Raw genomic sequence first — 24,024 nt, forward strand, 5'->3', positions numbered from 1 at the left:
CGCAACGGCTCGATAGGCGTACCTATATTTGACAATTGGCACGTGGCGAAGCGCGCTGGATGGTGAATGCCGTTCCGACAATGGCTCTTCCGCGATCGCCTGATCGAGTGTCAGCGGGGATTACGACGATGAATGATGACAAGGCCCTATACCCACCCGTCGACCCCATCTCGACCGGATTGCGGGGACATTGTCCACGCTGCGGTCAGGGCAAGCTTTTCGACGGCTATCTGAAGGTCAAGCCACGTTGCACCGTCTGTGGGCTCGACAACGCATTTGCCGATTCCGGCGACGGTCCGGTGGTTTTCGTGCTCCTGATCGTCGGGTTCATCGTGGTCGGCCTCGCTCTTTGGATGGAGGTGAACTTCGGTCCGCCGCTCTGGCTGCACTTCCTGCTGTGGATCCCGCTGACCATCATCTTCGGCCTGGCGCTGACGCGCATGCTGAAGGGGGTGCTGATCGCACTGCAGTATCGCAACAATGCCCGCCCCGGCGAGATCGATCGTGGCTGAGGTTGCGCGAGGGGGGCGGCGATCCGCGCGCACGGCGCTGACGGCTGCCGTGCTGCTTCTCGTGCTGGCAATCCTGCTGTCGCTCGGCACCTGGCAGATGCAGCGATTGGCCTGGAAGCAGAAACTGCTCACAGATATCGCCGAGCGGCATGCGCAGCCGCCAGTGGACCTCGCGGTAGTCGAGAGCATGTGGAGATCTGGCGGCGACATCGAGTATCGACCAGTCATGCTGAATGGAACGTTCGAGCACGACAAGGAACGGCATTTCTTTGCCACCTGGAACGGCCAGTCCGGCTATCACGTCTATACGCCGCTTCGACTGGCCGATGGACGGTACGTGTTCGTCAATCGCGGCTTTGTCCCCTACGACATGAAGGACCCCAAGTCTCGCAATGCGGGCGAAGTCGGCGGCGAGCAGCAGGTTTCGGGGCTGGCCCGGGTCCGGCTGGACGGCAAGCCATCGTCACTCGTGCCTGACAACGATCTGGCCAAGAACGTCTTCTACTGGAAGGATCTGGACGCGATGGCGTCGAGCACGGGGATCGCGCCGGAAAAACTGGTGCCGTTCTTCGTCGATGCGGACAATGCGTCCAATCCCGGTGGATTGCCAATCGGAGGCGTGACCCAGTTCGACCTGCCCAACAATCACCTGCAATACGCGCTGACCTGGTACGGTCTGGCTGCAGCGCTGCTGGGTGTAAGCGGGATCTATTTCTGGCGCGCGCGCCGCTGACGGCCGCGCGGTACAGGCGCTGCAGCAATTCTCCGTCTGGAGGGAGCGAGTGCGCCTTTCATCGGCCGCAAATTGTGCTAAATCCGACATGCTCCTTGCAACAACCCGGTGGCTGGTGCCAGCCCCCGTTGCGCTCCCGAAATGGCCCTATGGAGGGGCTGCCCGCGATCCTATCGGTGACATTCTGACATGGCTTCCTCGACCGCACTCTCGCCCCTGACAATCCGCCTTTGCGGCCCGCGCGGCTTCTGCGCCGGCGTCGACCGGGCGATCCAGATCGTCGTGCTGGCGCTCAAGGCCTACGGGGCGCCGGTCTACGTCCGCCACGAGATCGTCCACAACCGTTATGTGGTTGAGGGGCTGGAGGCGAAGGGGGCGATCTTCGTCGAGGAACTGGACGAAATCCCCGAGGAGCACCATGCTCAGCCGGTCGTCTTTTCGGCCCATGGCGTGCCGAAGTCCGTGCCGGCCGACGCGGCCGCCCGCAATCTCTTCTATCTTGATGCGACCTGCCCGCTGGTCTCCAAGGTCCACAAGCAGGCGATGCGCCACCAGCGCCTCGGCCGCCACGTCATCCTCATCGGCCATGCCGGTCATCCCGAGGTGATCGGCACGATGGGGCAGTTGCCGGAGGGCTCCGTCTCGCTGGTCGAGACCGTCGAGGATGCCGACGCCTATGTGCCGGCCGACCCGGACAACCTCGGCTTCGTCACCCAGACGACGCTGTCGGTCGATGATACCGCCGGCGTCATCGCGCGCCTGAAGGAGCGCTTTCCCAACCTGACCGCACCGGCTGCCGATTCGATCTGTTATGCCACGACCAACCGGCAGGAGGCCGTCAAGCAGGCCGCACCCGGCTGCGACCTGTTCCTCGTCGTCGGCGCGCCGAATTCCTCCAACTCCAGGCGCCTCGTCGAGGTGGCGTTGCGCGCCGGTGCAAAAAAGTCGTTGCTCGTCCAGCGCGCAGCGGAAATCGACTGGAATGAACTCGGTGAAATTCGTACCGTTGGCTTGTCGGCGGGTGCTTCGGCGCCGGAGGTGATCGTCGACGAGATCATCGAGGCGTTCCGCGCCCGCTATCACACGACGGTGGAGCTTGCCGATACGGTCGAGGAGACGGAGAACTTTCTCGTCAATCGTGAGCTTCGCAACATCGAACTGACGACGGCCGACATGGCCTTCGTCAATGGGGAATAGGATTAAGGCTTGCCTCCCGGGCCTTCAATCGTGAGCTAGAAATTTGGCAGTCTATACCGATATCACCGAGGACGACCTCGCACGCTTCCTTTCCGAGTATGAGGCGGGAACGCTGCTTTCCTACAAGGGCATCGCCGAAGGTGTGGAGAATTCCAACTTTCTCCTGCACACGACGAAGGGCGCTTTCATCCTGACACTCTACGAAAAGCGCGTCGATCCGAAGGACCTGCCGTTCTTCCTCGGCCTGATGCACCATCTCGCCGACCGCGGCCTCAACTGCCCGCTGCCGCTGTCGCGCAAGGACGGCGAGCTTCTGGGTGAACTCTCGGGTCGTCCTGCCGCGATGATCTCCTTTCTCGAAGGCACCTGGCTCAGGAAGCCGGCCGCCAAGCATTGCCGTGAGGTCGGCCGCGCCTTGGCCGAGATGCATTTGGCCGGGCAGGGCTTTGCGCTGTCCCGCAAGAACGCCCTTTCCGTCGATGGCTGGCGGCCCCTGTGGGAAAAGTCGGCCGCCCGCGCCGACGAGGTGGAGCCCGGTTTGCAGGACGAGATCGCCGAGGAACTCGCCTTCCTTGAAAGCCATTGGCCGAAGACGCTGCCGCACGGCATCATCCATGCCGATCTGTTTCCGGACAACGTCTTCTTCATCGGCGACCAGCTCTCGGGGCTGATCGACTTCTATTTCGCCTGCAATGACGCCTATGCCTATGACGTCGTCACCTGCCTGAACGCCTGGTGCTTCGAAAAGGACGGCTCGTTCAACATGACCAAGGGCATGGCGCTGCTCGACGGCTACGAACAGGTACGCCCGCTGAACGGCGCGGAGCTGAAGTCGCTGCCGTTGCTGGCGCGCGGCTCGGCATTGCGCTTCTTCCTGACACGCCTCTACGACTGGCTGATGACGCCGCCGGGTGCGCTGGTGGTCAAGAAGGATCCGCTCGAATATCTGCGCAAGCTGCGCTTCCATCGCCAGGTAAAATCGGCGGAAGAGTACGGCCTGGTGCATCGATGAAGCACGTCGACATCTTCACCGACGGCGCCTGTTCGGGCAATCCGGGACCGGGCGGCTGGGGCGCGGTGCTGCGCTATGGCGAGGTCGAGAAGGAACTCTCCGGCGGCGAGGCGGCCACGACGAACAATCGGATGGAGCTTCTGGCGGCGATCACGGCACTGGACGCGCTCAAGGCGTCCTGCGAGGTCGACCTCTACACCGACTCGAAATACGTCATGGACGGCATCGAGAAGTGGATCCACGGCTGGAAGAAGAACGGCTGGAAGACGGCCGACAAGAAGCCCGTGAAGAACGGCGAGCTCTGGCAGGCCCTCGATGAGGCCCGGCGTCGACACAAGGTGACGTTCCACTGGGTCAAGGGCCACGCCGGCCACCCGGAGAACGAGCGCGCCGACGAACTGGCGCGGATGGGGATGGAGCCGTTCAAGAGGCGGTGAGGGTTCGTCCCGCCCGGCTTCAATGACAATGCCCGCGAGATCGCGGGCATTGTTGATTTGGACGAGACGTTCCCAATAGGCGTCGCTTCAGAGCTGCTCGATCATCGCGGCCGCGGCCGACACGGTCGCCTGGCCGGGGCTTTCCTCGATGTTGAGTTTCTTCACCTCGCCGTCCTCGACCAGCATCGAGTAGCGCTTGGAGCGCACGCCGAGGCCGGCTGCGGTCAGGTCGATGTCGAGGCCGAGGGCCTTGGCAAAAGCAGCGCTGCCATCGGCGAGGAAGCGCAGCTTGCCGGCGCCGCCGCTTTCCTTGGCCCATGCCGTCATCACGAACGCGTCGTTGACTGCGACGACGACGATGTCGTCCACGCCCTTGGCCAGGATCGCGTCGCGGTTGTCCAGGTAGCCCGGCAGGTGGTTCAGCGAGCAGGTGGGGGTGAAGGCGCCCGGAACGGCAAAGAGCACAACGCGCTTGCCCTTGAAGAGATCGCCGGTCGAAACCTCCGCCGGTCCGTCCGGCGTGGCTTCCTTCAGCTTCAGGTCGGGCAATTTTTCTCCAACGGCAATCGTCACGATCAGTCTCCTTGCTTGCTCCAGCCCACGCCGTGTGCGCGAACAGTCAGCGCGGAATATAGGCCGTGGTCAGTCGATGGCAAGCGGCGTTTCCATCGACCGGTCGCCGCTTTCAGCGGTGAAGAGGATCGCGGCGCCGGCGAGGCTGGCCGACTTCGGTTTGTGCAGGAGGGGAACGTCGACACGATAGGCGTCGCCGACGCGCTGCGGCATGGCGCCTGTGCCGAACTGGAAGCCGTCCGGCCCGGAGACGAACACCTGCGGCGGTGTATCCGATGGCTGGGCGGGGGCGGTGAAGGTGATCGACAGCGACTTGCCCTCGTCGTCCCAGCGTGCGTCCCTGACGTTGAAGTCGGGTGAGGGCGGTTCCGGAAGGTCGGCTTCGGCCGCTGCGACGATGGTTTCGTCCCCGGGGTCGGCCATCGCGGCAGCATTTAGGTCGACCGTCAGTTCGGTCTGCACGGGGATGCAAATCTCCTTGCAGACGCCAAGGAAGATCGAGGCGGTCACTTCACCGCTGCCGACGGCGGGATCCTTGCGCTTCAGCGTCAAAGGAAAGGCAACCGACTGGTCGTAGCCGGTGTAGCGTGAATAGCCGTCGTCGAATTGTTTCGGCACCGGAAAACGCATCGACTCCAGCACCAGGCCGGTTCGGTCTGGAATGCTGACCGATGGCGGAATGCCGCTTTGGCCGGGATCGCGCCAATAGGTCTTCCAGCCCGGCTTGAGGTGGACGTCCAGCAGCGCCGGAATCTGCCCGTCGGCCTGTTCCGGCAACACAACCAGGCGGACGCGCCCGCCCTCCGTCTCGATCCAGTCGGAACTGGCGCCGGCCGCCAACGTCGGGGCCATCACCATGGCCGATAGGGCGAACAAGGTAGAACGCAAGCCTCTCATGGGCGAAAGATGTAGCCTTCGTCCACCGAAGTTTCCACCAAGTTTGCCGCTTTCTGGATCATATTCTCTTGATCGCGGCGCACGCTGCACCACTTCTATAGGAGTAGTGGTTCTTGGGGTGCCGTGCAAAAGGCGCGCACACTCATAAGGCGCTTTTCATTTGGCCGTGAATTGATAGGCTCTGGCTATGGCGACATCGGTCCTGAAGAAAAATCGAGAGCGCGGCTTTCTTGACGGTCATTTCCTGATCGCCATGCCAGGCATGCTCGACAAGAATTTCGAGCGGACCGTCGTCTATATCTGTGCCCATTCAGAAGATGGCGCCATGGGCTTCATCATCAATCGAACGCAGCAGATGAGTTTCATGGACGTGCTCCTCCACCTGCAACTGGTGGGGGAAGACGAGGCGATCCGAATGCCCGATAGCACGGTCGATTTCCCTATCCGTGCCGGCGGCCCTTGTGAGAGCGGCCGCGGGTTCGTCCTGCATTCGGACGACTACTCCTCCGAATCCAGCATCCCTGTGAGTGACGACATCAGCCTGACCGCTACGCTCGACATTGTCCGGGCGATCTCGCGCGGGGAGGGGCCGAGGCGTGGCATGCTCATGCTCGGCTATGCCGGCTGGGGTGCGGGGCAACTGGAGCATGAGATTGCCGCCAACGGCTGGCTGACCTGTCCGGCCTCGGAGGATCTGATCTTCGATGCCGCAATCGAGGACAAGTATGATCGTGCCCTGGCGCTGATGGGGGTTACCCCTGCGATGCTGTCGATGGAGGCCGGGCACGCGTGAGCCGGCAAGCCCCGCGACCCATTTAGTCAAGCGCCCTTAAATCACGTCCCGGCCGTTCGGCATTGCCTTGAAGCGCTGGGTGGCTGCTCTCATGGGTGGGCGCAGAGCAGTCAGGCCCGCTTCATAAGCGGAAACCGCTCCTTCAACAGGCGCAGCACCGAATCGCAGCCGATCGGCGGGCCGAACAGGTAGCTCTGACCGAACTGGCAGCCCATCCGTCCGAGTTCGACCGCGTCTTCCTCCGTCTCGATGCCTTCGGCGACGACCTGCATCTCCATTTCGAGCGCCATGGAGATCACCGAACGCAGCAGAACGGTGCGCTTGTCCGAACTGTCCCGCACCAACGCCTTGTCGATCTTGATCGTGTCGAAGGGGAAACGGGTGAGATAGGCGAGCGAGGAGTAGCCGGTGCCGAAGTCGTCGAGCGCCAGGCCGAGGCCTGCCTCGCGCAACTTGTTCAGAACGAGCCGTGCCTGCTCGGCATTCTCCATCACCACGGACTCCGTCAGCTCGAACTTCAGCTTGTGCGGCTCGCAGCGGGTCTTCGACAGCACCGCCCTGACGTCGTTGTAGAGTTCGTTGTTGAGCAGTTGCGCACTGGAGAGGTTGACCGAGACGAAGATCGGCAGGTCTCCGGTCTGCAATTGCCAGTCCATGAGGTCGCTCGCCGCCTTGTCGAAGGCGAAGGCGCCAAGCTGGCTGATCAGGCCCGACTGCTCGGCGACCGGAATGAATTCCTCCGGGGAGATGCTGCCGCGCTTCGGGTGCTCCCAGCGCATCAGGGCCTCGAAGCCGGCGATCTCCGCATCCGAGAGCCGTACGATCGGCTGGTAGACGAGCGAGAGTTCCTTGCGGTCGATTGCGCGGCGGAGGTCCGTCTCCATCTGCAGCCGGTCGGTCCCCATGCTGCGGAAGGCGGGCCGGAACGGCTCGACGCGATTCCCCCCGGCCTTCTTCGCCCGGTACATGGCAAGCTCGGCGTCGTTGAGCAGGCTGGCCGCGTCCTGCTGCGGGTCGAGGCAGGAGACGAGGCCGATCGAGGCGGTGAGAATGATCTCGCGATTGGCAAAGTTGATCGGAACGGTGATCGCCTTGCTGACCGCATCGGCGAAATCCGCCACCTTGGCCGGGTCGCGCTCCGACAGCAGGATCAGGCCGAACTGGTCGCCCGATAGCCGAGCAAGCGTGTCCTGCGGTTTCAGGATCCGTCGCAGCCGCCGCGACAGCGCGACGAGGATATTGTCGCCGGCGGCGATCCCGAGCGCGTCGTTCACCTGCTTGTAGCGGTCGATGTCGATGGCAAGCACGGTCGGCCGGACCGTTTCGCCGGAGCCGGCGATGGACAGGACCGATTGCAGCCGGTCCAGGAAGACCTGACGGTTCGGCAGGCCGGTGAGATTGTCGTGCAGCGCGTCCTGCAGCAGGCGGTCGACGGAGTTGCGCTGCTCGGTGATGTCGACGATCGTGCCGACGCAGCGGATGATCTCGCCGTTGGCGCCGAGCACTGGCCGCGCCCGGATCGCCAGCCAGTGATAATGCCCGTCCTCGGCGCGGACACGGAACTGGTGGTTCAGCCGGCCGCGGCGATGTTCCAGCAGAACGTCCAGCGTGGCGCGGAAGCGGTCGCGGTCGTCGGGGTGCAGGCGCGGCAGCCAGTTGCGGGCAGGGCCATGCATGACGCCCGGAGACAGGCCGAGCTGGGTGGAGATGTCGGGGATGGTGACGACCCGGTCGCGGGCCACGTCCCAGTCCCAGACGGTGTCGCCCGAACCGGTCAGCGCGAGCGACTGCCGCTCGAGGTCGGAGAACAGCCCCTGCTGGTAGGCGCCGCCGGCAAAGGCGTGCTGCATCACCGTGAAACCGATCAGAAGCACGATCAGTACGAGGCCGCCGCCGAGCGCGGGCTGGATGATGTCGTTGTCGAGCCTTCCCGTCACCGTCATCCAGGCGCCGAACAGCCAGACCAGGATCAGCGCCCAGGCCGGAACGAGCAGGATGGCCCGGTCGTAGCGGTTGAAGCCGAGATAGGCGATCAGGATGATGCCGGCGGAGGCGGTCAATGCGAACGAGAGGCGGGCAATGCCCGCCGCGATCGGCGGATCATAGATCGCGACGCCGAACAGCAGTCCGAGCCCGATGATCCAGGCGAGTGTCGCATAGGAAAGGTGCGCGTGCCAGCGGTTGAGGCTCAGATAGGTGAACAGGAACACGACGAGGCCGACGGCCAGCGACACCTCCGTCCCGGCCCGCCAGATGCGCTCGTCGCCGGCCGTGACGCTGATGAGCTTGGAAAGAAAGCCGAAGTCGACGCAGATATAGCCCAGCACCGCCCAGGCGAGCGCTGCCGTTGCCGGCAACATGGAGGTCCCCTTCACCACGAAGAGGATGGTCAGGAACACGGCCAGAAGACCGGCGATCCCGAGCACGATGCCGCGATAGAGCGTGAACGCGTTGACGGTGTCCTTGTAGGCGTCGGGCTCCCAGAGGTAGATCTGCGGCAGCTCCGGGGTCGCGAGTTCCGCGACGAAGGTGACGACCGAACCGGGATTGAGCGTGATGCGGAACACGTCCGCCTCATCGCTCGGCTGGCGGTCGAGCGCGAAGCCTTCGCTCGGCGTGATCGAGAGGATTCGTTTGGAGCCCAGGTCGGGCCAGAAGAGCTTGGAGCGCACCAGCCGGAAATGCGGGGCGACGATCACCCGCTCGAACTGCTCGTCGGACACGTTCGCCAGTGCAAACACCGCCCAGTCGCCCTCGTGGCCGGGATTGGTTGCCCGCACCTCGATGCGCCGGACGATGCCGTCGGTACCGGGCGCGGTCGAAACCTGGAACGCCTCGCCGCGACCGGTGTAGATTTCGGTCGTCGCCGTCAGGTCGAGCGCGGTGTCGTCGCGGGAGATCTGCACCGGCTCGACGGCCTCAGCTGTTGCAGCGAGCGGCCCGACAAGCGACAGCGCCGTCAGTAGGATGAGGGCGAGCGCCCGGCTGACGAGCAGCAGTGTCGGCACGGAACGGAATGTCATCGAAACGCTATTTTCCTGTCGTCTGGGATGCGAGCACCCCTCTCCCCTGCGCGGCCTGCACCCGCTGTTGGCCTCTGTCCCCCGCCAGCAGTGAGTACATCACGTGGTCACGCCACTCCCCGTTTATCTTCAAGTATTCGCGAAGATAGCCTTCGCGCTGAAAGCCGGCCTTTTCAAGGAGCCGGATGCTCCTCACATTGTCAGGAATACAGGCTGCCTCGATACGGTGCAACTGAAGGCCCGAAAAGATGTAGGGGATCGACAGGTTCAGCGCGCGCAGCATATGGCCGTGACCGGCGTAGCGTTCGCCCATCCAGTAGCCGATCATGCAGCACTGGGCCGCTCCGCGGCGGATGTAGCCGATGGTCAGCCCGCCCAGGAGCTGTTGCTCTGCCTTCAGGAACAAAAACAGCGGCAGGGCCTGGCCACTCGCATATTCCTGTTCGTTGCGAACCACGCGACCCCGAAACGCGCTCTCGGTCAGTTCGTCGCTGCGCCAGCTCGGCTCCCAGGGCTCGAGGAATTGACGGCTCTCGGAGCGCAACGGATACCATTGCCGATAGTCGGAGTAGCGTGGCAGGCGCAGCAGGTGGGTTTCGTCTTCGAGCACGACGGTGTCGGGCTGTCTGGACAGAAACCGAAATACCGATCGCGTCATCTATGCCTCTCCGCTGCGACAACCACACGCGTCGGCTCGTACCTGATCCAGCCCGCCATCTGCGAACTTTACGCCAGCGTCTGCGACGCCGTCAAACAGCAATAGCCCAAGACCCTAGAACGCCTCTCAGTTTCGCCGGGCACGCTTTAGGTCCTTGTCCGCTTCCCACGTCAGGGAGACATGCTTTAGCTGGCCACACGATGGGCCACATCGCCGCGCGCGAGCGCACCGATGATATCGTCGGCGGAGGCAAGGTGCTCCAGCGGGCCAATCGCCGAAAGCGTGGGGCGCGTGTCGAAGAACAGCCGACCGGCGAGGTCGGTCAGGCGGGCCGCGTTGATGCCGGCAAGCCGCTCCATCAATTCCTCGTTCGGAATGGGGCGGCCATAAAGCATCATCTGCCGGGCGATCTGGCCCGCGCGCGCCGCCGGGCTTTCCTGCCCCATCAGCAACTGCGCACGGATCTGCGCGCGCGCCCGGTCGATTTCCTGCTCGTCGATCCGGTCGGCGGATTTGCGCAACTCCTCGATGATGACCGGCACGAGTTCCGGAAGGTTTTCGCCGCCGGTCGCCGCATGGATGCCGAAGATGCCGGTGTCGGAGAAGCCCCAATGAAAGGCATAGACCGAGTAACAGAGGCCGCGGTGCTCGCGAACCTCCTGGAACAGCCTGGAGGACATGCCGCCGCCGAGGATATTCGCCAGAATCTGCGAACAGTAGAAATCGCGGGCGTGGTAGGCCTTGCCTTCGAAGCCGAGCAGCACCTGCGCGTCCATCAGGTCGCGCGTTTCGCGCGTGTCGCCACCGGTGTAGCGGGCTGCCTCCGAAACGGGCGGAGCCGAAGGCGCCTGCGGCAGCGAGGCGAAGCGCTTCTCCACGTCGCGCACGAAGCTGTCGTGGTCGACAGCGCCGGCTGCGACGACGAACATGCGATCCGTCGTGTAGTTGCGGTCGAGATAGGCGCGGATTTCGCTGGGTTCGAAGGAGAGCACCGTCTCCGGCGTGCCGAGAATGGCGCGCCCGATCGTCTGGTCGCGATAGGCGACCTCTGAGAACTTGTCGAACACGACATCGTCGGGCGTGTCGTTCGCCGCGCCGATCTCCTGGAGGATGACCTGCTTTTCGCGGGCGAGTTCTTCCTCGTCGAACACCGACTCCGTCAGGATGTCGGCCAGGATGTCGGTCGCCAGCGGCACGTGGTCCATCAGCACGCGGGCATAGTAGGAGGTGGTCTCGGTCGAGGTGGCGGCGTTGACCTCGCCGCCGACGTTTTCGATCTCCTCGGCGATCTGCCGGGCCGAGCGGCGGGTCGTGCCCTTGAAGGCCATGTGCTCGAGCAGGTGGGCGATGCCGTGTTCGTCCGCCGTCTCGTTGCGGGAACCGGACTTGATCCACACGCCAAGAGCAGCGCTCTCGAGGTGTGGCATGTTCTCGGTGACGACCGTCAGGCCGGACGGCAGCCTGGTACACTCAACTTTCATTTTCCGACTTTCCGCGATCACTAACCCCGAATGCGGGAGTGGCTGCCGACATAGGCTTCCACCTTTGCAAGATCCGGATCCAGGATTTCGTAACGCTCCTCCCTTTGCATCATGCCAGCAAGCCACGGCGGGAGCGTCGGGTCAATACCGCTCGCCGATTTTACGGCGTCGGGGAATTTCGCCGGGTGCGCGGTCGCAAGCGTCACCATCGGGCTCGCAGCACGGGCATTCCTCGCCGCGACGAAGACACCGGTGGCGGTGTGAGGATCGAGAAGGTAGCCGGTCTTTTCCAGCGTTTCGGCGATGGTCCTGGCAACCTGCTTCTGGGTAGCGCGGCCGGCGCGGAATTCCTTGCGGATCGCCTTCAGCGCCTTGTCGCCGATCTGGAATGATCCCGACTGCTTCAAGCCGCCCATCAGGGTGCGGATCTCGGCCGGATCCCGGTCGGTGGCCTCGAACAGGAGGCGCTCGAAGTTCGAGGAGATCTGGATGTCCATCGACGGCGAGGTGGTGGCGACGACGCCGCGCATCTCGTAGCGCCCTGTCTTCAGGGTGCGGGCGAGGATGTCGTTGTCGTTGGTGGCGATCACCAGCCGGTCGATCGACAGGCCCATGCGCTTGGCGACAAAGCCGGCGAAAATATCGCCGAAATTGCCGGTCGGCACGGTGAACGAAATCTTCCTGTCCGGCGCACCGAGCGCAATGGCGCTGGTGAAGTAGTAGACGATCTGGGCCATGATGCGGGCCCAGTTGATCGAGTTGACGCCGGAAAGCTGCATTCTTTCGCGGAAACCCTTGTCGTTGAACATCGCCTTGACGAGGTTCTGGCAGTCGTCGAACGTGCCCCTGACGGCAAGCGCGTGGACGTTGCCGGCGGCCGAGGTGGTCATCTGGCGCTGCTGCACTGGCGAGACTTTGCCGTGCGGGAAGAGAATGAAGATGTCGGTGCGCTCGCGACCGGCAAAGGCGTCGATGGCCGCCCCGCCCGTATCGCCGGAGGTGGCGCCTACGATCGTCGCACGCTGGCCGCGCTCGGCAAGCACATGGTCCATCAACCGCGCCAGAAGCTGCATCGCCACGTCCTTGAACGCAAGCGTCGTGCCGTGGAAGAGTTCGAGGATGAAGTCGTTCGGGCCGGTTTGCACCAGCGGCGTGATCGCCGGGTGACGGAACGTGGCATAGGCCTCGTCGATCATCGCGCGGACGGTCTTGTCGTCGATCTCGCCGTCGACAAACGGCGACAGCACGGCGAATGCGATTTGCTGGTAAGTCATGCCGCGCATCGCGCGGATCTGCTTCTTCGTAAACGCGGGCCACTGCTGCGGCACGTAGAGGCCGCCGTCGCTTGCAAGACCGGCAAGCAGCGCGTCGCAGAAACCGAGGGAAGGGGCCTCGCCCCGCGTCGAAATGTACTTCACGTCATGATCCCTGAAAGTAAGCGGCAGACTGGCGGAAGGAAACGGCCGGGTGCAGGAGGCCAGGGTCGGCGCAGGGCTGCGGTCACAAAGACTTCCTTCCGGTTCGGACGCGACGAACGTCGCGCCGGGCGAGACTGATCGAACCGGCTGGGCGCGCGGTTCTCCGTGCGGCGAGCGACGTCAAGGTCTTTCGCCTGCGGATACAGCAAAAAGTGGAACGTCAGTTTTGGACAATCGATTTTTTGCTGCACCGCTGCTATAGAGCATCCGCGTGGGTCGAGAAAGGCCCGTTTTTTGTAAGTTGAACGGGCATCTCAAGTCCGAACGCAGGGGTGAGACAAACGTGACTGCTACCACTGGCCGCCGCCTTCTGGCCGTTTCCCTACTCGCCATCGCCGCAGGCTGCAATCAGACGGAAAAGGCCGCCGACCTCGGCGTGTCGTCCGGCGCGGGCCAGCAGCAGGTGGTTTCGCAACAAGCCCCGGTCATTCAGGGCGCGTGCCCGCAGGTCTTCTTGCGTGAAGGTACCTCCGTCCATCGCGCCTATGCCAAGGGTGCCAAGGACGATCCCCAGAAGGTGCTCTACCAGGCGACCTTGGCTGCGACCACGCGCCAGTGCGTGCAGACCGCCGACGCGCTGAAGATCACCGTCATGGCCCAGGGGCGCATCGTCGCCGGCCCGGCCGGGTCCCCGGGCGCTGTGAACCTGCCGATCCGGGTTGCCGCCACGGACGGCGAGAACACGCTGTACTCGAACCTCTCGAAGTTCAGCGTCACCATCCCGTCCGAAGGCACGACCCAGTACGTCTTTACCGACGCCAACGTCGTCATACCCGGCGGCGCGGGCTCCTTTGCCAAGATCTATGTCGGCTTCGACGAAGGTCCCTACAACAACTGAGCTCTTCGCTGGCACGATCCGTTGCCCCTCCCGTCGTCCTCAGCGTGAACGAAGGGGCGGATAGCCGGTCACGGGACGGGCATCAATGGCGATGACGCGACCCGCCGGTCCCGTCAGATGGCTTCCTGCCACTCCGCGAGTGCCGCGATGACGCCGGGCAGGTCGCTCATGCGCGAGATCACCGTTTCGGCGCCCGCATCCGTCAGCCGGTCGGCATGCGAGGGATAGGTGTGCGAGGCGCCGGTGAAGCCGACGACGCGCATGCCGGCCGAGCGCGCCCCATGAATGCCGTGAACGGAATCCTCGATGACGAGGGTGCGCGCCGGATCGGCGTCGAATTGCCTGGCGCCGTGCAGGAAGATGTCCGGCTTCGGCTTCACCCGGTCGGGCCCGAGATCCTTTGCCGAATAGATGTGCGGCGCGAAGACCTCCTTGAGGCCGACCCGGCTCAGCATCAGGTCGAGCCGGTGCGAGGCGGAGTTGGAGCAGATGCAATAGGGCCGCTTCAGCCGCGACAGTGCCAGCTTCACCCCGTCGATGACCTGCACCTCGTTGGCGAGCCTTGCGTCCAGTAGCTTCTCCGACTTGTCGATAAGCGAGGCCGAAAGCGGGATCGAGGCTTCGCGCTCGATCGTCAGCAGGATGTTCTGCCAGGTCATGCCGGCGAAGCGCTCGCCCATCTCCTCGACGCCGATCGGATAGCCGGCCTCGGTCAAAAGCCGCGACTCGACTTCGGCCGCGATGATCTCGGAATCGACCAGCACGCCGTCGCAATCGAAGATGATGAGGTCGAAACCGTCCATGAAGATCGTCCTTGAGGATGGGGATTGCACCGGCAAGCGCCTGGCGGCCGGGCAGCGGCGCCATTGGATATGTAGACGCGCCATTTATACGAAGACGGCCCAAAGCTCAACCTTCCGGCAGAGCTGATTGGCGCCGACCGACGACCGCCGCGCCTGTGCCGGGGCCATTTTGGAACGGCGGCCGGGTCGAGGAATGCGCACCCCACCGGGTGCAGGAACTCCAGCCGACAGGGGGCGCGCGTTGCGGCTGGCCCGCCAGCCCCGTTGGTGCGATATTGGAGCCAGCGGGGGCACGTCGGGTGCGCCCGTAAACCGCCACGAGCCGCCGGATACGTCACTTTCTTCCAGGCCTTTCACCCTTCGGTAACCATCTTCGGTAACCATAAGGGTCAGACAGTCCGTATCCGAGTAAGCGTATCAGCGAGTTTCCCATGTCAAAATTTCTTTCGCTTGCCGAAGCCCGTTCGGTCCGCCCCAATGGCTGGCTCGACTCGATCATCAAGGGCGATTGCGTCGCAGCCCTGGAGGCGCTTCCGGACCAGTCCGTCGACGTCATCTTCGCCGACCCGCCCTACAATCTTCAGCTCGGCGGCACGCTGCACCGCCCCGATCAGTCGCTGGTCGACGCCGTCGATGACGAATGGGACCAGTTCGCCTCCTTCGCGGCTTACGACGCCTTCACCCGCGCCTGGCTGCTCGCCTGCCGCCGCGTGCTCAAGCCGAACGGCACCATCTGGGTGATCGGCTCCTATCACAACATCTTCCGCGTCGGCGCCACGCTGCAGGACCTCAACTTCTGGATCCTCAACGACGTCGTCTGGCGCAAGACCAATCCCATGCCGAACTTCAAGGGCCGCCGCTTCCAGAACGCGCACGAGACGATGATCTGGGCGAGCCGGGACCCGAAGGCGAAGGGCTATACGTTCAACTACGATGCGATGAAGGCCGCCAACGACGACGTGCAGATGCGCTCCGACTGGCTGTTTCCGATCTGCTCCGGCGGCGAACGGCTGAAGGATGCCGACGGCAAGAAGATCCACCCGACGCAGAAGCCGGAGGCGCTCTTGGCCCGCGTCATCATGGCTTCCACCAAGCCCGGTGACATCGTCCTCGACCCCTTCTTCGGCTCCGGCACCACTGGCGCCGTCGCCAAGCGCCTCGGCCGCCACTTCGTCGGCATCGAGCGCGAGCAGGATTATATCGATGCCGCTCTTGCCCGGATCGACGCGGTGGAACCGCTCGGCAAGCAGACGCTGACGGTCCTGAGCGGCAAGAAGGCCGAGCCGCGCGTTGCCTTCATCACACTGATCGAGAGCGGTCTCATCGCGCCGGGAACGGTGCTGACCGATGCCAAGCGCCGTTACAGCGCGATCGTGCGGGCGGACGGCACGCTCGCCGCCGGCAACGAAGCCGGATCGATCCATCGCCTCGGCGCCAAGGTGCAGGGGCTGGACGCCTGCAATGGCTGGACCTTCTGGCACTATGCCGAGGGCAAGGAACTGAAGCCGATCGACGACCTGCGTGCGGTCATTCGCAGTGACATGGCCAGGCTCGACTGAGCCTGGCACGCATCAGAGAAAGATACCTCCTGAGGCGGCCTTCGGCGCTCCCGTGCCGGAGGTCGCTGCAGTATGCAGGCTGGGTGCCCGACGTTGCGATGCGAGTGAGCGATACTCATATTAGGCATCAATAATACATGGACAAGGCGCCGGCGCTATGATCTCAATGGCCTTGCACATGCGAGCAGAGTGATGCCGGTCACCATGTGTCGGGACCGGAACCTGGGGCGAAGGATTGCGTTATACCTCGTCAGTTGGGAGGCGATCATGAGGCATATCGAGATCAGGCATCTGGACCGCGAGCGGGCCAGGCATGTTTGGGAGGTGTCCGACTATTGCCGCAAGGCCGGCATCCACAGGGCCGAAGAGAAGCGGCTCATCAAGATTCTCGGCCGCTATGCGTCCGCCCACGAATTGCAAATGAACGTCATTCGCCCGAACAACCGTTCGCGCTGATCGCTTTGCAGTCAAATTGGCGACCCGGTTTCACGGGTCGTGCATCCCGGTTCAATTCGCCAGCAGAGGCCAGCGCAGCAACCGCTCGTTGAGCACTCCTATGCAAGCTTTTGGGAATCTTGGAGAAATCGTCACTGGCGTGGAGCTTGTTCAATCGCTGTTAACCACCACGCCATAGGATGACTGCAGCAAATGTGAAGGCAGCCGCAAAGGCCCCTTCACCCAAACCGCTTCTGCCTTCCGGTTTCGTACCTTCAGTCCCGGACAGGCACGAACGCCCGAAGCCTCTGGCTTCGGGCGTTTCTCTTTGTTGAGAAGATCAAAGCCTGACGCCGTGGGCGGCAAGGTCGTTTTTCAGCTTTTCAGTGCCGGTGAAGAGAACCGCGTTCCAGCCCGCCAGGCGCGCGCCCTCGACATTCTTGTCGCTGTCATCGATGAAGAGCGTGTGTGCCGGTTCGAGCCCAAAGTCGCGGCTGTGCTTCTCGTAGATCGCCGGATCCGGCTTGATCAGCCCGACCTCGCCGGAGACGGTGACGCCGCGGGGCAGGTCGAGGAATGGATAGAGCTTGCGCGCCTGCTTGAACGTGTCCGCCGCAAAGTTTGTCAGCATGGTGACGTCGCGCCCGTCCTCTATCAGCGCTTCCATGATCGCCACGCTCTCGGCATAGGCGTGCGAGACCATCTCGTGCCAGTGTTTGCGGAAGGCACGGATCAGCTCTTCGTGCTGCGGATAGTCGGCGATCAGCAGCGCCTCGGCCTCTTCCCACGCCCGGCCGCGATCCTGCTCGATGTTCCAGTCGTGGGTGCAGACATTGGCGAAGAACCAGTTCCGCTGCGCCTCGTCGGGGATCAGCCGGCTGTAGGGGATCTGGGGATCGTAGTGGATCAGCACACGTCCGATATCGAAGACGATGTGCCGGATTTCGCTTGTCATGGTGTCCTCACCTTTTCGCGCACAGGTGCATTCGGCTCGAAGGCCGCCGGGAGCGCCTGCTTGATTGCCTTCTTCATGACGGTCGGCAATGCCTGTCCGTCAAGCGTATGCCACGGCTCCCACCATCCGGGCCCCCCGGCCGCGGCGCGGCTGACCCTGCAGCGGAAGACGGCAAGTCGCAACTCAAAATGTGTGAACACGTGTATGATTGTACCGCAGGTTTGCCAGTCGGCGGCGAAGGGGGCAGCGTCCGGTTCCGTCCCGCCGTCGCGCCGGGCCGTCCAGTCGCTGTTGGGCACTTCCGTCATGCCGCCGAGCAGGCCGTGCCCGGGCCGCTTGCGCAGGAAGACGGCGTCCGCCTCGTCGATTGCAACGAATGCGGCGCCGAGCCGCACGGGCTTCTCCCTCTTTGCCACCTTGACGGGGAAGCGTTCCGGCTCGTCTGCGGCCAGCGCCCGACATGTCTCCTTCAGCGGGCAGAGCGCGCAGGCTGGCCGCTTCGGCGTGCAGATCGTGGCACCGAGGTCCATCATCGCCTGGGCGAAGTCGCCGGGCCGGTCCGCCGGCGTCATCGCGGCCACGAGCGCGCGCATCTGCGGCTTTGCGCCGGGCAGGGGGGCGTCGATCGCGTGGAAGCGCGAGATCACCCGCTCGACGTTGCCGTCGAGCACGGCCGCTTGCCGATCGAAGGCGATCGCGGCGATGGCTGCGGCGGTGTAGTCGCCGATGCCGGGAAGCGCCTTTAGTCCCGCCTCGGTGTCGGGAAATCGGCCGTCATGCGAAAGGGCGACGGTTTCGGCGCATTTCTTCAGGTTGCGCGCCCGTGCGTAGTAGCCAAGCCCCGCCCAGGCTTTCATCACCTCTTCCGTCTCCGCCTCCGCAAGATCGGCCACGGTCGGCCATGTCGACGTGAAGAGATCGAAATAGCGCTTGACCGCCTGCACCGTCGTCTGCTGCAGCATCACCTCGGACAGCCACACCCGGTAGGGATCGGCCCGGATGCCGCGTGCGGCCATGGCCGGGGTGACGCGCCAGGGCAGGTCGCGATGGTGTCGGTCGTACCAGGCCAGGATCTGGCGGGTCGGGTCTGTCCCTGGATGCGCGTCGGTCATTATTTGCCTGAATGCGAAGACGAAGCGTATAACTGGCCAAGCAACGCACTTTCTTCAAGGCAAATCTCGCCGGACGAGGGAAGGTCAACAGCTGGAGTACCGACCACCGTGAGTTCCCGTCCATTCCGCAGGGGCGCCATGCAGATCAGCGAAGTCGCCAACGACCTGATCGACCCGGTGCTTGCCAAGCGCGCCGGCATCAACACGATGCTGCTCGGCGCGTGGGACGAGATCGCCGGCAGTGCGTTCGCCGATTGCAGCCGTCCCGAAAAGATCGCCTGGCCGCGCCGGGCGTCCGAGATGGCGGGCGAGGGCGGCGGCTACCAGCCGGGGGTCCTGACGATTGCCTGCGAGGGCTCGCGCGCGCTCTTTCTATCGCACCAGCAGGGCGAGCTCATCCAGCGCATCAACGAATTTTTCGGCTTTCCCGCGATCCGGCAGGTCAGGATCGTGCAGAAGCCGGTCTCGCCGCCGACGAAGCGCCGGTGGGCGCCGCGGCCGTTGACCGGAGAGGCTGCACGCCACCTCGATGATCTGGTGCAGGGAATCGAAGGGGACGCGCTGAAGGCGGCGCTGAAGCGGCTGGGCACAGCCGTGCTCGGCAAGCAAGGCTCGACCCGGCGCTGAGGCGTACCATCACGTGGTCACAATTCTTTGAGGATCATGATCTTGGCGGTGCTTGTTCGCATCCGAAAGCCGGTATATCCGGGTTGCCGAAAGTATTTTTCATTGTCCCCACAGGAGCGACCATGTCCCTTTCCGAAATGAGCCTTTTAAAGCGACTGATGGGCGGCGTCGCCGTTACCGCGCTCGCCGTCACGCTTGCCGCCTGCAGCGACGAGAAGAAGGAGACGGCGTCGGCTCCGGAGCCCAAGCCGGCCGCGACGGAAAGCGCCGAAACCAAACCTGCGGACACGGCCACCACCGCGGCGACTGCCCCTGCCGCCAGCGAAACCGCCCAGGCGCCTGCGGCCCAGTCGACCCCGGCTGCTCCCGCCGTCAAGGCCGAGGTCCCGGCCGCCGACGGCGACGTCGACATGGCCAAGGTGCTCGAGCCCGGCCCGCTGCCGGAAATGGCCATCGGCGACGCGAACGCGCCGGTCACGATCGTCGAATACATGTCGATGACCTGCCCGCATTGCGCCACCTTCCACAACGAGACCTTCGAGCCGATCAAGCAGAAGTATGTCGACACCGGCAAGGTCCGCTTCATCGTGCGCGAATTCCCGTTCGATCCGCGTGCCGCGGCCGCCTTCATGCTGGCCCGTTGCGCGCCGACCGAGCAGTATTTCCCGATGATCTCCATGCTGTTCAAGCAGCAGGAACAATGGGCCGCGGCGGAAAACGGCCGCGAAGCACTGCTGCAGATGTCGAAACTCGCCGGTTTTACACAGGAGAGCTTCGAGGCTTGCTTGACGAACCAGAAACTTCTCGATGATGTGAACGCGGTACGCGAGCGCGGTGCCAAGGAATTCGGCATTGCGGCAACGCCGACCTTCCTGATCAACGGCCAGCGTTATTCCGGAGGCATGTCGGTTGACACCATGTCGGCCCTTATCGACAGCAAGCTCTGATCTGGACGCCGCTTTGCATGCGGGCGCCGGCCCAAGCCGCGCGGCTGAGATATACCTCCCCCTTGAGGGGGGAGGTCCCGCGAATGCGCGGGTGGGGGTGACGAGCGCGGCGATCACCCCACCCCGGAGCTGCGCTCCGCCCCTCCCCCTCAAGGGGAGGGTATACTCATGAAATTCACCAAGCTCCGCCTTCTTGGCTTCAAGTCCTTCGTCGAGCCGACCGAGTTCGTCATCGAACGCGGCCTCACCGGCGTCGTCGGCCCGAACGGCTGCGGCAAGTCGAACCTCGTCGAGGCGCTGCGCTGGGTCATGGGAGAAAACTCCTACAAGAACATGCGCGCGTCCGGCATGGACGACGTGATCTTCTCCGGCTCCGGCAATCGGCCGGCGCGCAACACCGCGGAAGTCGGCCTCTACCTCGACAATTCCGACCGCACCGCGCCGGCGGCCTTCAACGACAGCGACGAGATCCAGGTGTCGCGCCGCATCGAGCGCGAGCAGGGCTCGGTCTATCGCATCAACGGCAAGGAGGCACGCGCCAAGGACGTGCAGCTTCTCTTCGCCGACGCCTCCACCGGCGCCCGCTCGCCCTCGATGGTGGGACAGGGGCGGATCGGCGAACTGATCCAGGCCAAGCCGCAGGCGCGCCGCCAGTTGCTCGAAGAGGCCGCCGGCATCTCCGGCCTGCACTCGCGCCGGCACGAGGCCGAATTGCGGCTGCGCGCCGCCGAAACCAATCTGGAGCGCCTCGACGACGTCACCTCGCAGCTCGAAAGCCAGATCGACAGCCTCAAGCGCCAGTCGCGCCAGGCGAACCGCTTCAAGATGCTGTCGGCCGACATCCGCCGCCACGAGGCGATGCTGCTGCACATCCGCTGGGCCCAGGCCAAGGAGGCCGAAGGTGAGGCGGAAAGCCAGCTGAACCAGGCAACCTCGCTGGTCGCCGAACGGGCGCAAATGCAGATGGAGGCTGCGAAGGTTCAGGCCATTGCCAGCCTGAAGCTGCCGGAACTGCGCGAGAATGAAGCAAGGTTCGCCGCCGCCCTGCAGCGCCTGCAGATTGCCCGTTCGCAACTCGAGGAGGATGCCGGCCGTCTGCTGCGCCGCCGCGACGAGCTGGCCCGCCGCCTGACCCAGCTCGCCGAGGACATCGCGCGCGAGGAGGCGATGGTCGCCGACAACGCCGAAATCCTCGAACGGCTTGCGGGCGAGGAGGAGGAGATCGGCGAAATCCTCGGCGAGGCCGACGACCGTGCGGAGGCCGCGCGCGAGACCATGGATGCCGCTGCGGAAAAGCTGGCCGACAGCGAACAGGTGCTCGGCGCGATTACGGCCGAGCGCGCCGAGGCCCAGGCGGCGCGCAACCAGCTTGAAAAGACGATCCGCGATCTTTCCGATCGCCGGGCGCGCCTTGCCCAGCAGTTCATGAACCTCGAAGCCGAAATCGCGGCCATGGACGAGCGCATCGCCGCACTGCCGGATCCGGAGCAGAAGCGGCAAGACGTCCAGACCGCCGAGAGTGTGCTGGAAGAGGCGGGCGAGCGCCTCGCCGAGGCTGAAGAGGCGCTCGAGACGGCGCGGCTTGCCGAAATCGAGGCGCGTCCTCCGGTGGAAGCGGCGCGCGGACAGGTCAACGCCGTCGAAACCGAGATGCGGACCATCCGGCGCATCCTGGAAGCCGGCACCGTCGGCGGTTCCTTCGCCCCGATTGTCGAGGACGTGCAGGTCGACAAAGGCTTTGAAGCCGCGCTCGGCGCCGCGCTTGGCGACGATCTGGATTCACCGGCGGACACGGCTGCCCCCGCACATTGGCGCCTTGCCGGCGAGGGCGCCGACGACGCGAGCCTGCCCGATGGTGTCGTGCCGCTGCTGTCCCACGTGCGCGGCCCCGCAGTCTTGACCCGCAGCCTGCGACAGATCGGCATCGTCGCCGACCAGGAACAGGCGCTTGCAATTCTTTCCGTCCTGCAGCCGGGCCAGCGCCTCGTCACCCGCGAGGGTGCGGTCTTCCGTTGGGACGGTCATGTGACCGGTGCGGATGCCCCAAGTGCCGCCGCCCTGCGACTGGCGCAGAAGAACCGTCTTCGCGAGCTGGAACTGGAGCTGACCGAGGCACAAGGTACGCTCGCGGCCGCACAGCAAGGCCTCGAACTGGCTGCGGCCGCCGTTCGCGCCGAGATGCAACGGGTGCAGATGTCGCGTGACGCCCAGCGGCTCGCCGTCCGTGCGCTGGCGGAGGCGCGCGAGGCGCTTGAAGCCGCAGAACGGGCCTCGGGCGACCTGATCCGCCGTCGCGACGTTCTCTCCGAGACGAAGGCGCAGCTCGAGGGGCAGGTGGAGGAGGCGGCCGACGCGCTCGAGGAGGCACGAAGCGTGCTCGAGGAGGCACCCGATGTCGCCGTGCTTGACTTGAGGCTTTCGACGCAGTCGGCCGCGGTCGCCACCGACCGCGCCGCCCTGGCCGAGGCGCGTGCGCTCCATGACGGCCTTGCCCGCGAAATGGCCGAGCGCCGGCGGCGGCTGACGGCGATTGCCGCCGAGCGCGACACCTGGCGCAACCGCGCCGCCAATGCCGAGCGCCACATCGCTTCGCTGCGTGAGCGTGCGGCCGAAGCACAGGAGGAGGCCGAGCAGATCGCCGAGGCTCCGGAGGAGATCGAGGAAAAACGCCGCTCGCTGATGAGCGAACTTGCCCTGGCCGAGCAGGCCCGCCGCGTCGCTGCCGACGAACTGCAGGCGGCGGAAAACCGCCAGCGCGAAGCCGACCAGGTCGCCGCTACCGCGCTGTCGCAACTGGCCGAGTCGCGCGAGAAGCGCGGTCGCGCCGAGGAGCGCCTGGTCTCCGCCCGCGAGCGTCGCGTCGATGGCGAGGCGCGCATCCGCGAGGCGTTGCATTGCGCCCCGCACGAGGCGCTGAAGCTGGCCGAGCACCCCGCCGACAGGCCGCTGCCGGATCCGCGCGAGACCGAAATCGAGCTTGATCGCCTGAAGATCGAACGCGAGCGGCTCGGTGCGGTCAACCTGCGCGCCGAGGAGGAGCAGAAGGAGCTTTCGGAGAAGCTGCAGGCGATCATCACCGAGCGCGAGGACATCATCGAGGCGATTCGCAAGCTGCGCTCGGCTATCCAGAGCCTGAACCGCGAGGGGCGCGAGCGGCTGCTTGCCGCCTTCGATATCGTCAACGCCCAGTTCCAGCGGCTCTTCACCCACCTCTTCGGCGGCGGTACGGCGGAGCTGCAACTGATCGAGAGCGAGGATCCGCTCGATGCCGGTCTCGAAATCCTCGCCCGCCCGCCCGGCAAGAAGCCGCAGACGATGACGCTGCTGTCGGGTGGCGAGCAGGCGCTGACGGCAATGGCGCTGATCTTCGCCGTCTTCCTCACCAACCCGGCGCCGATCTGTGTGCTCGACGAGGTGGACGCGCCGCTCGACGACCACAATGTCGAGCGCTACTGCAACCTGATGGACGAGATGGCGGCCTCCACCGAGACCCGTTTCGTCATCATCACCCACAATCCGATCACGATGGCCCGCATGAACCGCCTGTTCGGCGTCACCATGGCCGAGCAGGGCGTGTCCCAGCTCGTCTCCGTCGACCTGCAGACCGCCGAGCAGCTGCGCGAAGCGGTGTAGCGCGCGGCAGCGAATGTTGCTCGCTTGAAACGCAACCGCGTCGAGGTTATCTTCCAGGAGTGGCGGGCAAGGTTGCTGCCTTTGCCCGCCGTTTACGTTATCTTGTGAAATGGATCCGGACGGAGATTAACCAGCCCGTCCGGGTCTTCCTCAAGATAAGCGCGATGCTAGTCGGCATTCGCCTCATAACATCACCTCCTGTTCGAGAGCGAGGCACTCGCCTGTGTCGAGGTGGCCCATCCTCCTCGATGCGCCGGCTGGTCGCGGCGCCAGCTGCTTCCGCTCTCGAAACCCTGAACCGACCGAAATGCTATCTCTGAT

At 64.6% G+C, this 24,024-nt stretch carries 21 protein-coding genes; 12 read left to right on the forward strand and 9 right to left on the reverse strand.

Annotated features, from left to right (window positions below):
• Positions 1 to 128 precede the first annotated feature (128 nt).
• The 5 genes from JNC62_RS01390 to rnhA all read left to right on the forward strand — a co-directional run bounded on the left by JNC62_RS01390 (position 129) and on the right by rnhA (position 3,891).
• The gene (locus JNC62_RS01390) at positions 129 to 512 is read left to right on the forward strand and encodes a DUF983 domain-containing protein (protein ID WP_374835224.1); all 384 of its coding nucleotides are present in this window, start codon (positions 129 to 131) and stop codon (positions 510 to 512) included.
• Positions 481 to 1,245, forward strand: a complete 765-nt coding sequence (locus JNC62_RS01395; RefSeq protein ID WP_374835226.1) for an SURF1 family protein — start codon at positions 481 to 483, stop codon at positions 1,243 to 1,245. The genes JNC62_RS01390 and JNC62_RS01395 overlap by 32 nt, the downstream gene beginning before the upstream one ends.
• Before the next feature lie 189 nt (positions 1,246 to 1,434).
• Positions 1,435 to 2,442, forward strand: a complete 1,008-nt coding sequence (ispH, locus tag JNC62_RS01400) for a 4-hydroxy-3-methylbut-2-enyl diphosphate reductase (RefSeq protein ID WP_374835228.1) — start codon at positions 1,435 to 1,437, stop codon at positions 2,440 to 2,442.
• A 43-nt stretch (positions 2,443 to 2,485) separates the two neighbouring features.
• Positions 2,486 to 3,454, forward strand: a complete 969-nt coding sequence (locus tag JNC62_RS01405; protein ID WP_374835230.1) for a homoserine kinase — start codon at positions 2,486 to 2,488, stop codon at positions 3,452 to 3,454.
• The gene (gene rnhA / locus JNC62_RS01410; protein ID WP_374835232.1) at positions 3,451 to 3,891 is read left to right on the forward strand and encodes a ribonuclease HI; all 441 of its coding nucleotides are present in this window, start codon (positions 3,451 to 3,453) and stop codon (positions 3,889 to 3,891) included. The genes JNC62_RS01405 and rnhA overlap by 4 nt, the downstream gene beginning before the upstream one ends.
• A gap of 87 nt (positions 3,892 to 3,978) precedes the next feature.
• Here rnhA and JNC62_RS01415 read toward each other — a convergent pair whose 3' ends face one another.
• Positions 3,979 to 4,464, reverse strand: coding sequence for a peroxiredoxin (locus tag JNC62_RS01415; protein ID WP_374835234.1), 486 nt, complete (start codon positions 4,462 to 4,464; stop codon positions 3,979 to 3,981).
• Positions 4,465 to 4,533: 69 nt separating this feature from the next.
• Positions 4,534 to 5,352 carry a protein-disulfide reductase DsbD domain-containing protein gene (locus tag JNC62_RS01420; RefSeq protein ID WP_374835236.1) on the reverse strand — a complete coding sequence of 273 codons (819 nt, stop codon included), beginning with the start codon at positions 5,350 to 5,352 and terminating at the stop codon, positions 4,534 to 4,536.
• 196 nt (positions 5,353 to 5,548) lie between these two features.
• Between JNC62_RS01420 and JNC62_RS01425 the strand changes: the two genes are divergently transcribed.
• The gene (locus JNC62_RS01425; protein ID WP_374835238.1) at positions 5,549 to 6,154 is read left to right on the forward strand and encodes a YqgE/AlgH family protein; all 606 of its coding nucleotides are present in this window, start codon (positions 5,549 to 5,551) and stop codon (positions 6,152 to 6,154) included.
• Positions 6,155 to 6,264: 110 nt separating this feature from the next.
• Here JNC62_RS01425 and JNC62_RS01430 read toward each other — a convergent pair whose 3' ends face one another.
• The 4 genes from JNC62_RS01430 to thrC form a co-directional block, all read right to left on the reverse strand.
• A complete protein-coding gene (locus JNC62_RS01430; RefSeq protein ID WP_374835240.1) occupies positions 6,265 to 9,177 on the reverse strand; it encodes an EAL domain-containing protein in 2,913 nt (970 codons plus the stop codon).
• A 7-nt stretch (positions 9,178 to 9,184) separates the two neighbouring features.
• Positions 9,185 to 9,835 (reverse strand): GNAT family N-acetyltransferase, encoded by a 651-nt coding sequence (locus JNC62_RS01435; protein WP_374835242.1) that lies wholly within the window; start codon positions 9,833 to 9,835, stop codon positions 9,185 to 9,187.
• A 185-nt stretch (positions 9,836 to 10,020) separates the two neighbouring features.
• Positions 10,021 to 11,316, reverse strand: coding sequence for a M16 family metallopeptidase (locus tag JNC62_RS01440; RefSeq protein WP_374835244.1), 1,296 nt, complete (start codon positions 11,314 to 11,316; stop codon positions 10,021 to 10,023).
• A 20-nt stretch (positions 11,317 to 11,336) separates the two neighbouring features.
• On the reverse strand, positions 11,337 to 12,734 hold the full coding sequence (thrC, locus tag JNC62_RS01445; RefSeq protein ID WP_374835245.1) for a threonine synthase: 1,398 nt from the start codon (positions 12,732 to 12,734) through the stop codon (positions 11,337 to 11,339).
• Positions 12,735 to 13,170: 436 nt separating this feature from the next.
• Between thrC and JNC62_RS01450 the strand changes: the two genes are divergently transcribed.
• Positions 13,171 to 13,632 (forward strand): hypothetical protein, encoded by a 462-nt coding sequence (locus JNC62_RS01450; RefSeq protein WP_374835653.1) that lies wholly within the window; start codon positions 13,171 to 13,173, stop codon positions 13,630 to 13,632.
• Positions 13,633 to 13,745: 113 nt separating this feature from the next.
• Here JNC62_RS01450 and JNC62_RS01455 read toward each other — a convergent pair whose 3' ends face one another.
• Complete coding sequence (locus JNC62_RS01455; RefSeq protein WP_374835247.1) at positions 13,746 to 14,435, reverse strand: HAD family hydrolase; 690 nt, start codon at positions 14,433 to 14,435, stop codon at positions 13,746 to 13,748.
• 431 nt (positions 14,436 to 14,866) lie between these two features.
• On the opposite strand from JNC62_RS01455, the gene JNC62_RS01460 reads away from it, so the two are divergent.
• The gene (locus tag JNC62_RS01460) at positions 14,867 to 15,994 is read left to right on the forward strand and encodes a site-specific DNA-methyltransferase (protein ID WP_374835248.1); all 1,128 of its coding nucleotides are present in this window, start codon (positions 14,867 to 14,869) and stop codon (positions 15,992 to 15,994) included.
• A gap of 267 nt (positions 15,995 to 16,261) precedes the next feature.
• Positions 16,262 to 16,450, forward strand: coding sequence for a hypothetical protein (locus tag JNC62_RS01465; protein WP_374835250.1), 189 nt, complete (start codon positions 16,262 to 16,264; stop codon positions 16,448 to 16,450).
• A 319-nt stretch (positions 16,451 to 16,769) separates the two neighbouring features.
• Here JNC62_RS01465 and JNC62_RS01470 read toward each other — a convergent pair whose 3' ends face one another.
• Together JNC62_RS01470 and mutY are read right to left on the reverse strand one after the other, a co-directional pair.
• Positions 16,770 to 17,384 (reverse strand): HAD family hydrolase, encoded by a 615-nt coding sequence (locus tag JNC62_RS01470; RefSeq protein WP_374835252.1) that lies wholly within the window; start codon positions 17,382 to 17,384, stop codon positions 16,770 to 16,772.
• Positions 17,381 to 18,496 carry an A/G-specific adenine glycosylase gene (mutY, locus tag JNC62_RS01475; protein ID WP_374835254.1) on the reverse strand — a complete coding sequence of 372 codons (1,116 nt, stop codon included), beginning with the start codon at positions 18,494 to 18,496 and terminating at the stop codon, positions 17,381 to 17,383. The genes JNC62_RS01470 and mutY overlap by 4 nt, the downstream gene beginning before the upstream one ends.
• Positions 18,497 to 18,604: 108 nt before the next feature.
• On the opposite strand from mutY, the gene JNC62_RS01480 reads away from it, so the two are divergent.
• The 3 genes from JNC62_RS01480 (at position 18,605) to JNC62_RS01490 (ending at position 23,703) form a co-directional block, all read left to right on the forward strand.
• Positions 18,605 to 19,123 (forward strand): DUF721 domain-containing protein, encoded by a 519-nt coding sequence (locus JNC62_RS01480; protein WP_374835256.1) that lies wholly within the window; start codon positions 18,605 to 18,607, stop codon positions 19,121 to 19,123.
• Positions 19,124 to 19,245: 122 nt separating this feature from the next.
• Positions 19,246 to 20,070 carry a DsbA family protein gene (locus JNC62_RS01485; protein ID WP_374835258.1) on the forward strand — a complete coding sequence of 275 codons (825 nt, stop codon included), beginning with the start codon at positions 19,246 to 19,248 and terminating at the stop codon, positions 20,068 to 20,070.
• A gap of 168 nt (positions 20,071 to 20,238) precedes the next feature.
• Positions 20,239 to 23,703 carry a chromosome segregation SMC family protein gene (locus JNC62_RS01490; protein ID WP_374835260.1) on the forward strand — a complete coding sequence of 1,155 codons (3,465 nt, stop codon included), beginning with the start codon at positions 20,239 to 20,241 and terminating at the stop codon, positions 23,701 to 23,703.
• Positions 23,704 to 24,024: the final 321 nt, after the last annotated feature.

The sequence above is a fragment of the Mycoplana ramosa genome (assembly GCF_041930185.1).
Classification (GTDB): domain Bacteria; phylum Pseudomonadota; class Alphaproteobacteria; order Rhizobiales; family Rhizobiaceae; genus Mycoplana; species Mycoplana ramosa.

Bases quoted from the DNA above. Each gene is read 5' to 3' on its own strand.
- JNC62_RS01390 (WP_374835224.1), top strand. From the start codon at position 129: ATGAATGATGACAAGGCCCTATACCCACCCGTCGACCCCATCTCGACC.
- JNC62_RS01395 (WP_374835226.1), top strand. From the start codon at position 481: ATGCCCGCCCCGGCGAGATCGATCGTGGCTGAGGTTGCGCGAGGGGGG.
- ispH (WP_374835228.1), top strand. From the start codon at position 1,435: ATGGCTTCCTCGACCGCACTCTCGCCCCTGACAATCCGCCTTTGCGGC.
- rnhA (WP_374835232.1), top strand. From the start codon at position 3,451: ATGAAGCACGTCGACATCTTCACCGACGGCGCCTGTTCGGGCAATCCG.
- JNC62_RS01425 (WP_374835238.1), top strand. From the start codon at position 5,549: ATGGCGACATCGGTCCTGAAGAAAAATCGAGAGCGCGGCTTTCTTGAC.
- JNC62_RS01430 (WP_374835240.1), bottom strand. From the start codon at position 9,177: ATGACATTCCGTTCCGTGCCGACACTGCTGCTCGTCAGCCGGGCGCTC.
- JNC62_RS01435 (WP_374835242.1), bottom strand. From the start codon at position 9,835: ATGACGCGATCGGTATTTCGGTTTCTGTCCAGACAGCCCGACACCGTC.
- JNC62_RS01440 (WP_374835244.1), bottom strand. From the start codon at position 11,316: ATGAAAGTTGAGTGTACCAGGCTGCCGTCCGGCCTGACGGTCGTCACC.
- JNC62_RS01455 (WP_374835247.1), bottom strand. From the start codon at position 14,435: ATGGACGGTTTCGACCTCATCATCTTCGATTGCGACGGCGTGCTGGTC.
- JNC62_RS01460 (WP_374835248.1), top strand. From the start codon at position 14,867: ATGTCAAAATTTCTTTCGCTTGCCGAAGCCCGTTCGGTCCGCCCCAAT.
- JNC62_RS01465 (WP_374835250.1), top strand. From the start codon at position 16,262: ATGAGGCATATCGAGATCAGGCATCTGGACCGCGAGCGGGCCAGGCAT.
- JNC62_RS01470 (WP_374835252.1), bottom strand. From the start codon at position 17,384: ATGACAAGCGAAATCCGGCACATCGTCTTCGATATCGGACGTGTGCTG.
- mutY (WP_374835254.1), bottom strand. From the start codon at position 18,496: ATGACCGACGCGCATCCAGGGACAGACCCGACCCGCCAGATCCTGGCC.
- JNC62_RS01485 (WP_374835258.1), top strand. From the start codon at position 19,246: ATGTCCCTTTCCGAAATGAGCCTTTTAAAGCGACTGATGGGCGGCGTC.
- JNC62_RS01490 (WP_374835260.1), top strand. From the start codon at position 20,239: ATGAAATTCACCAAGCTCCGCCTTCTTGGCTTCAAGTCCTTCGTCGAG.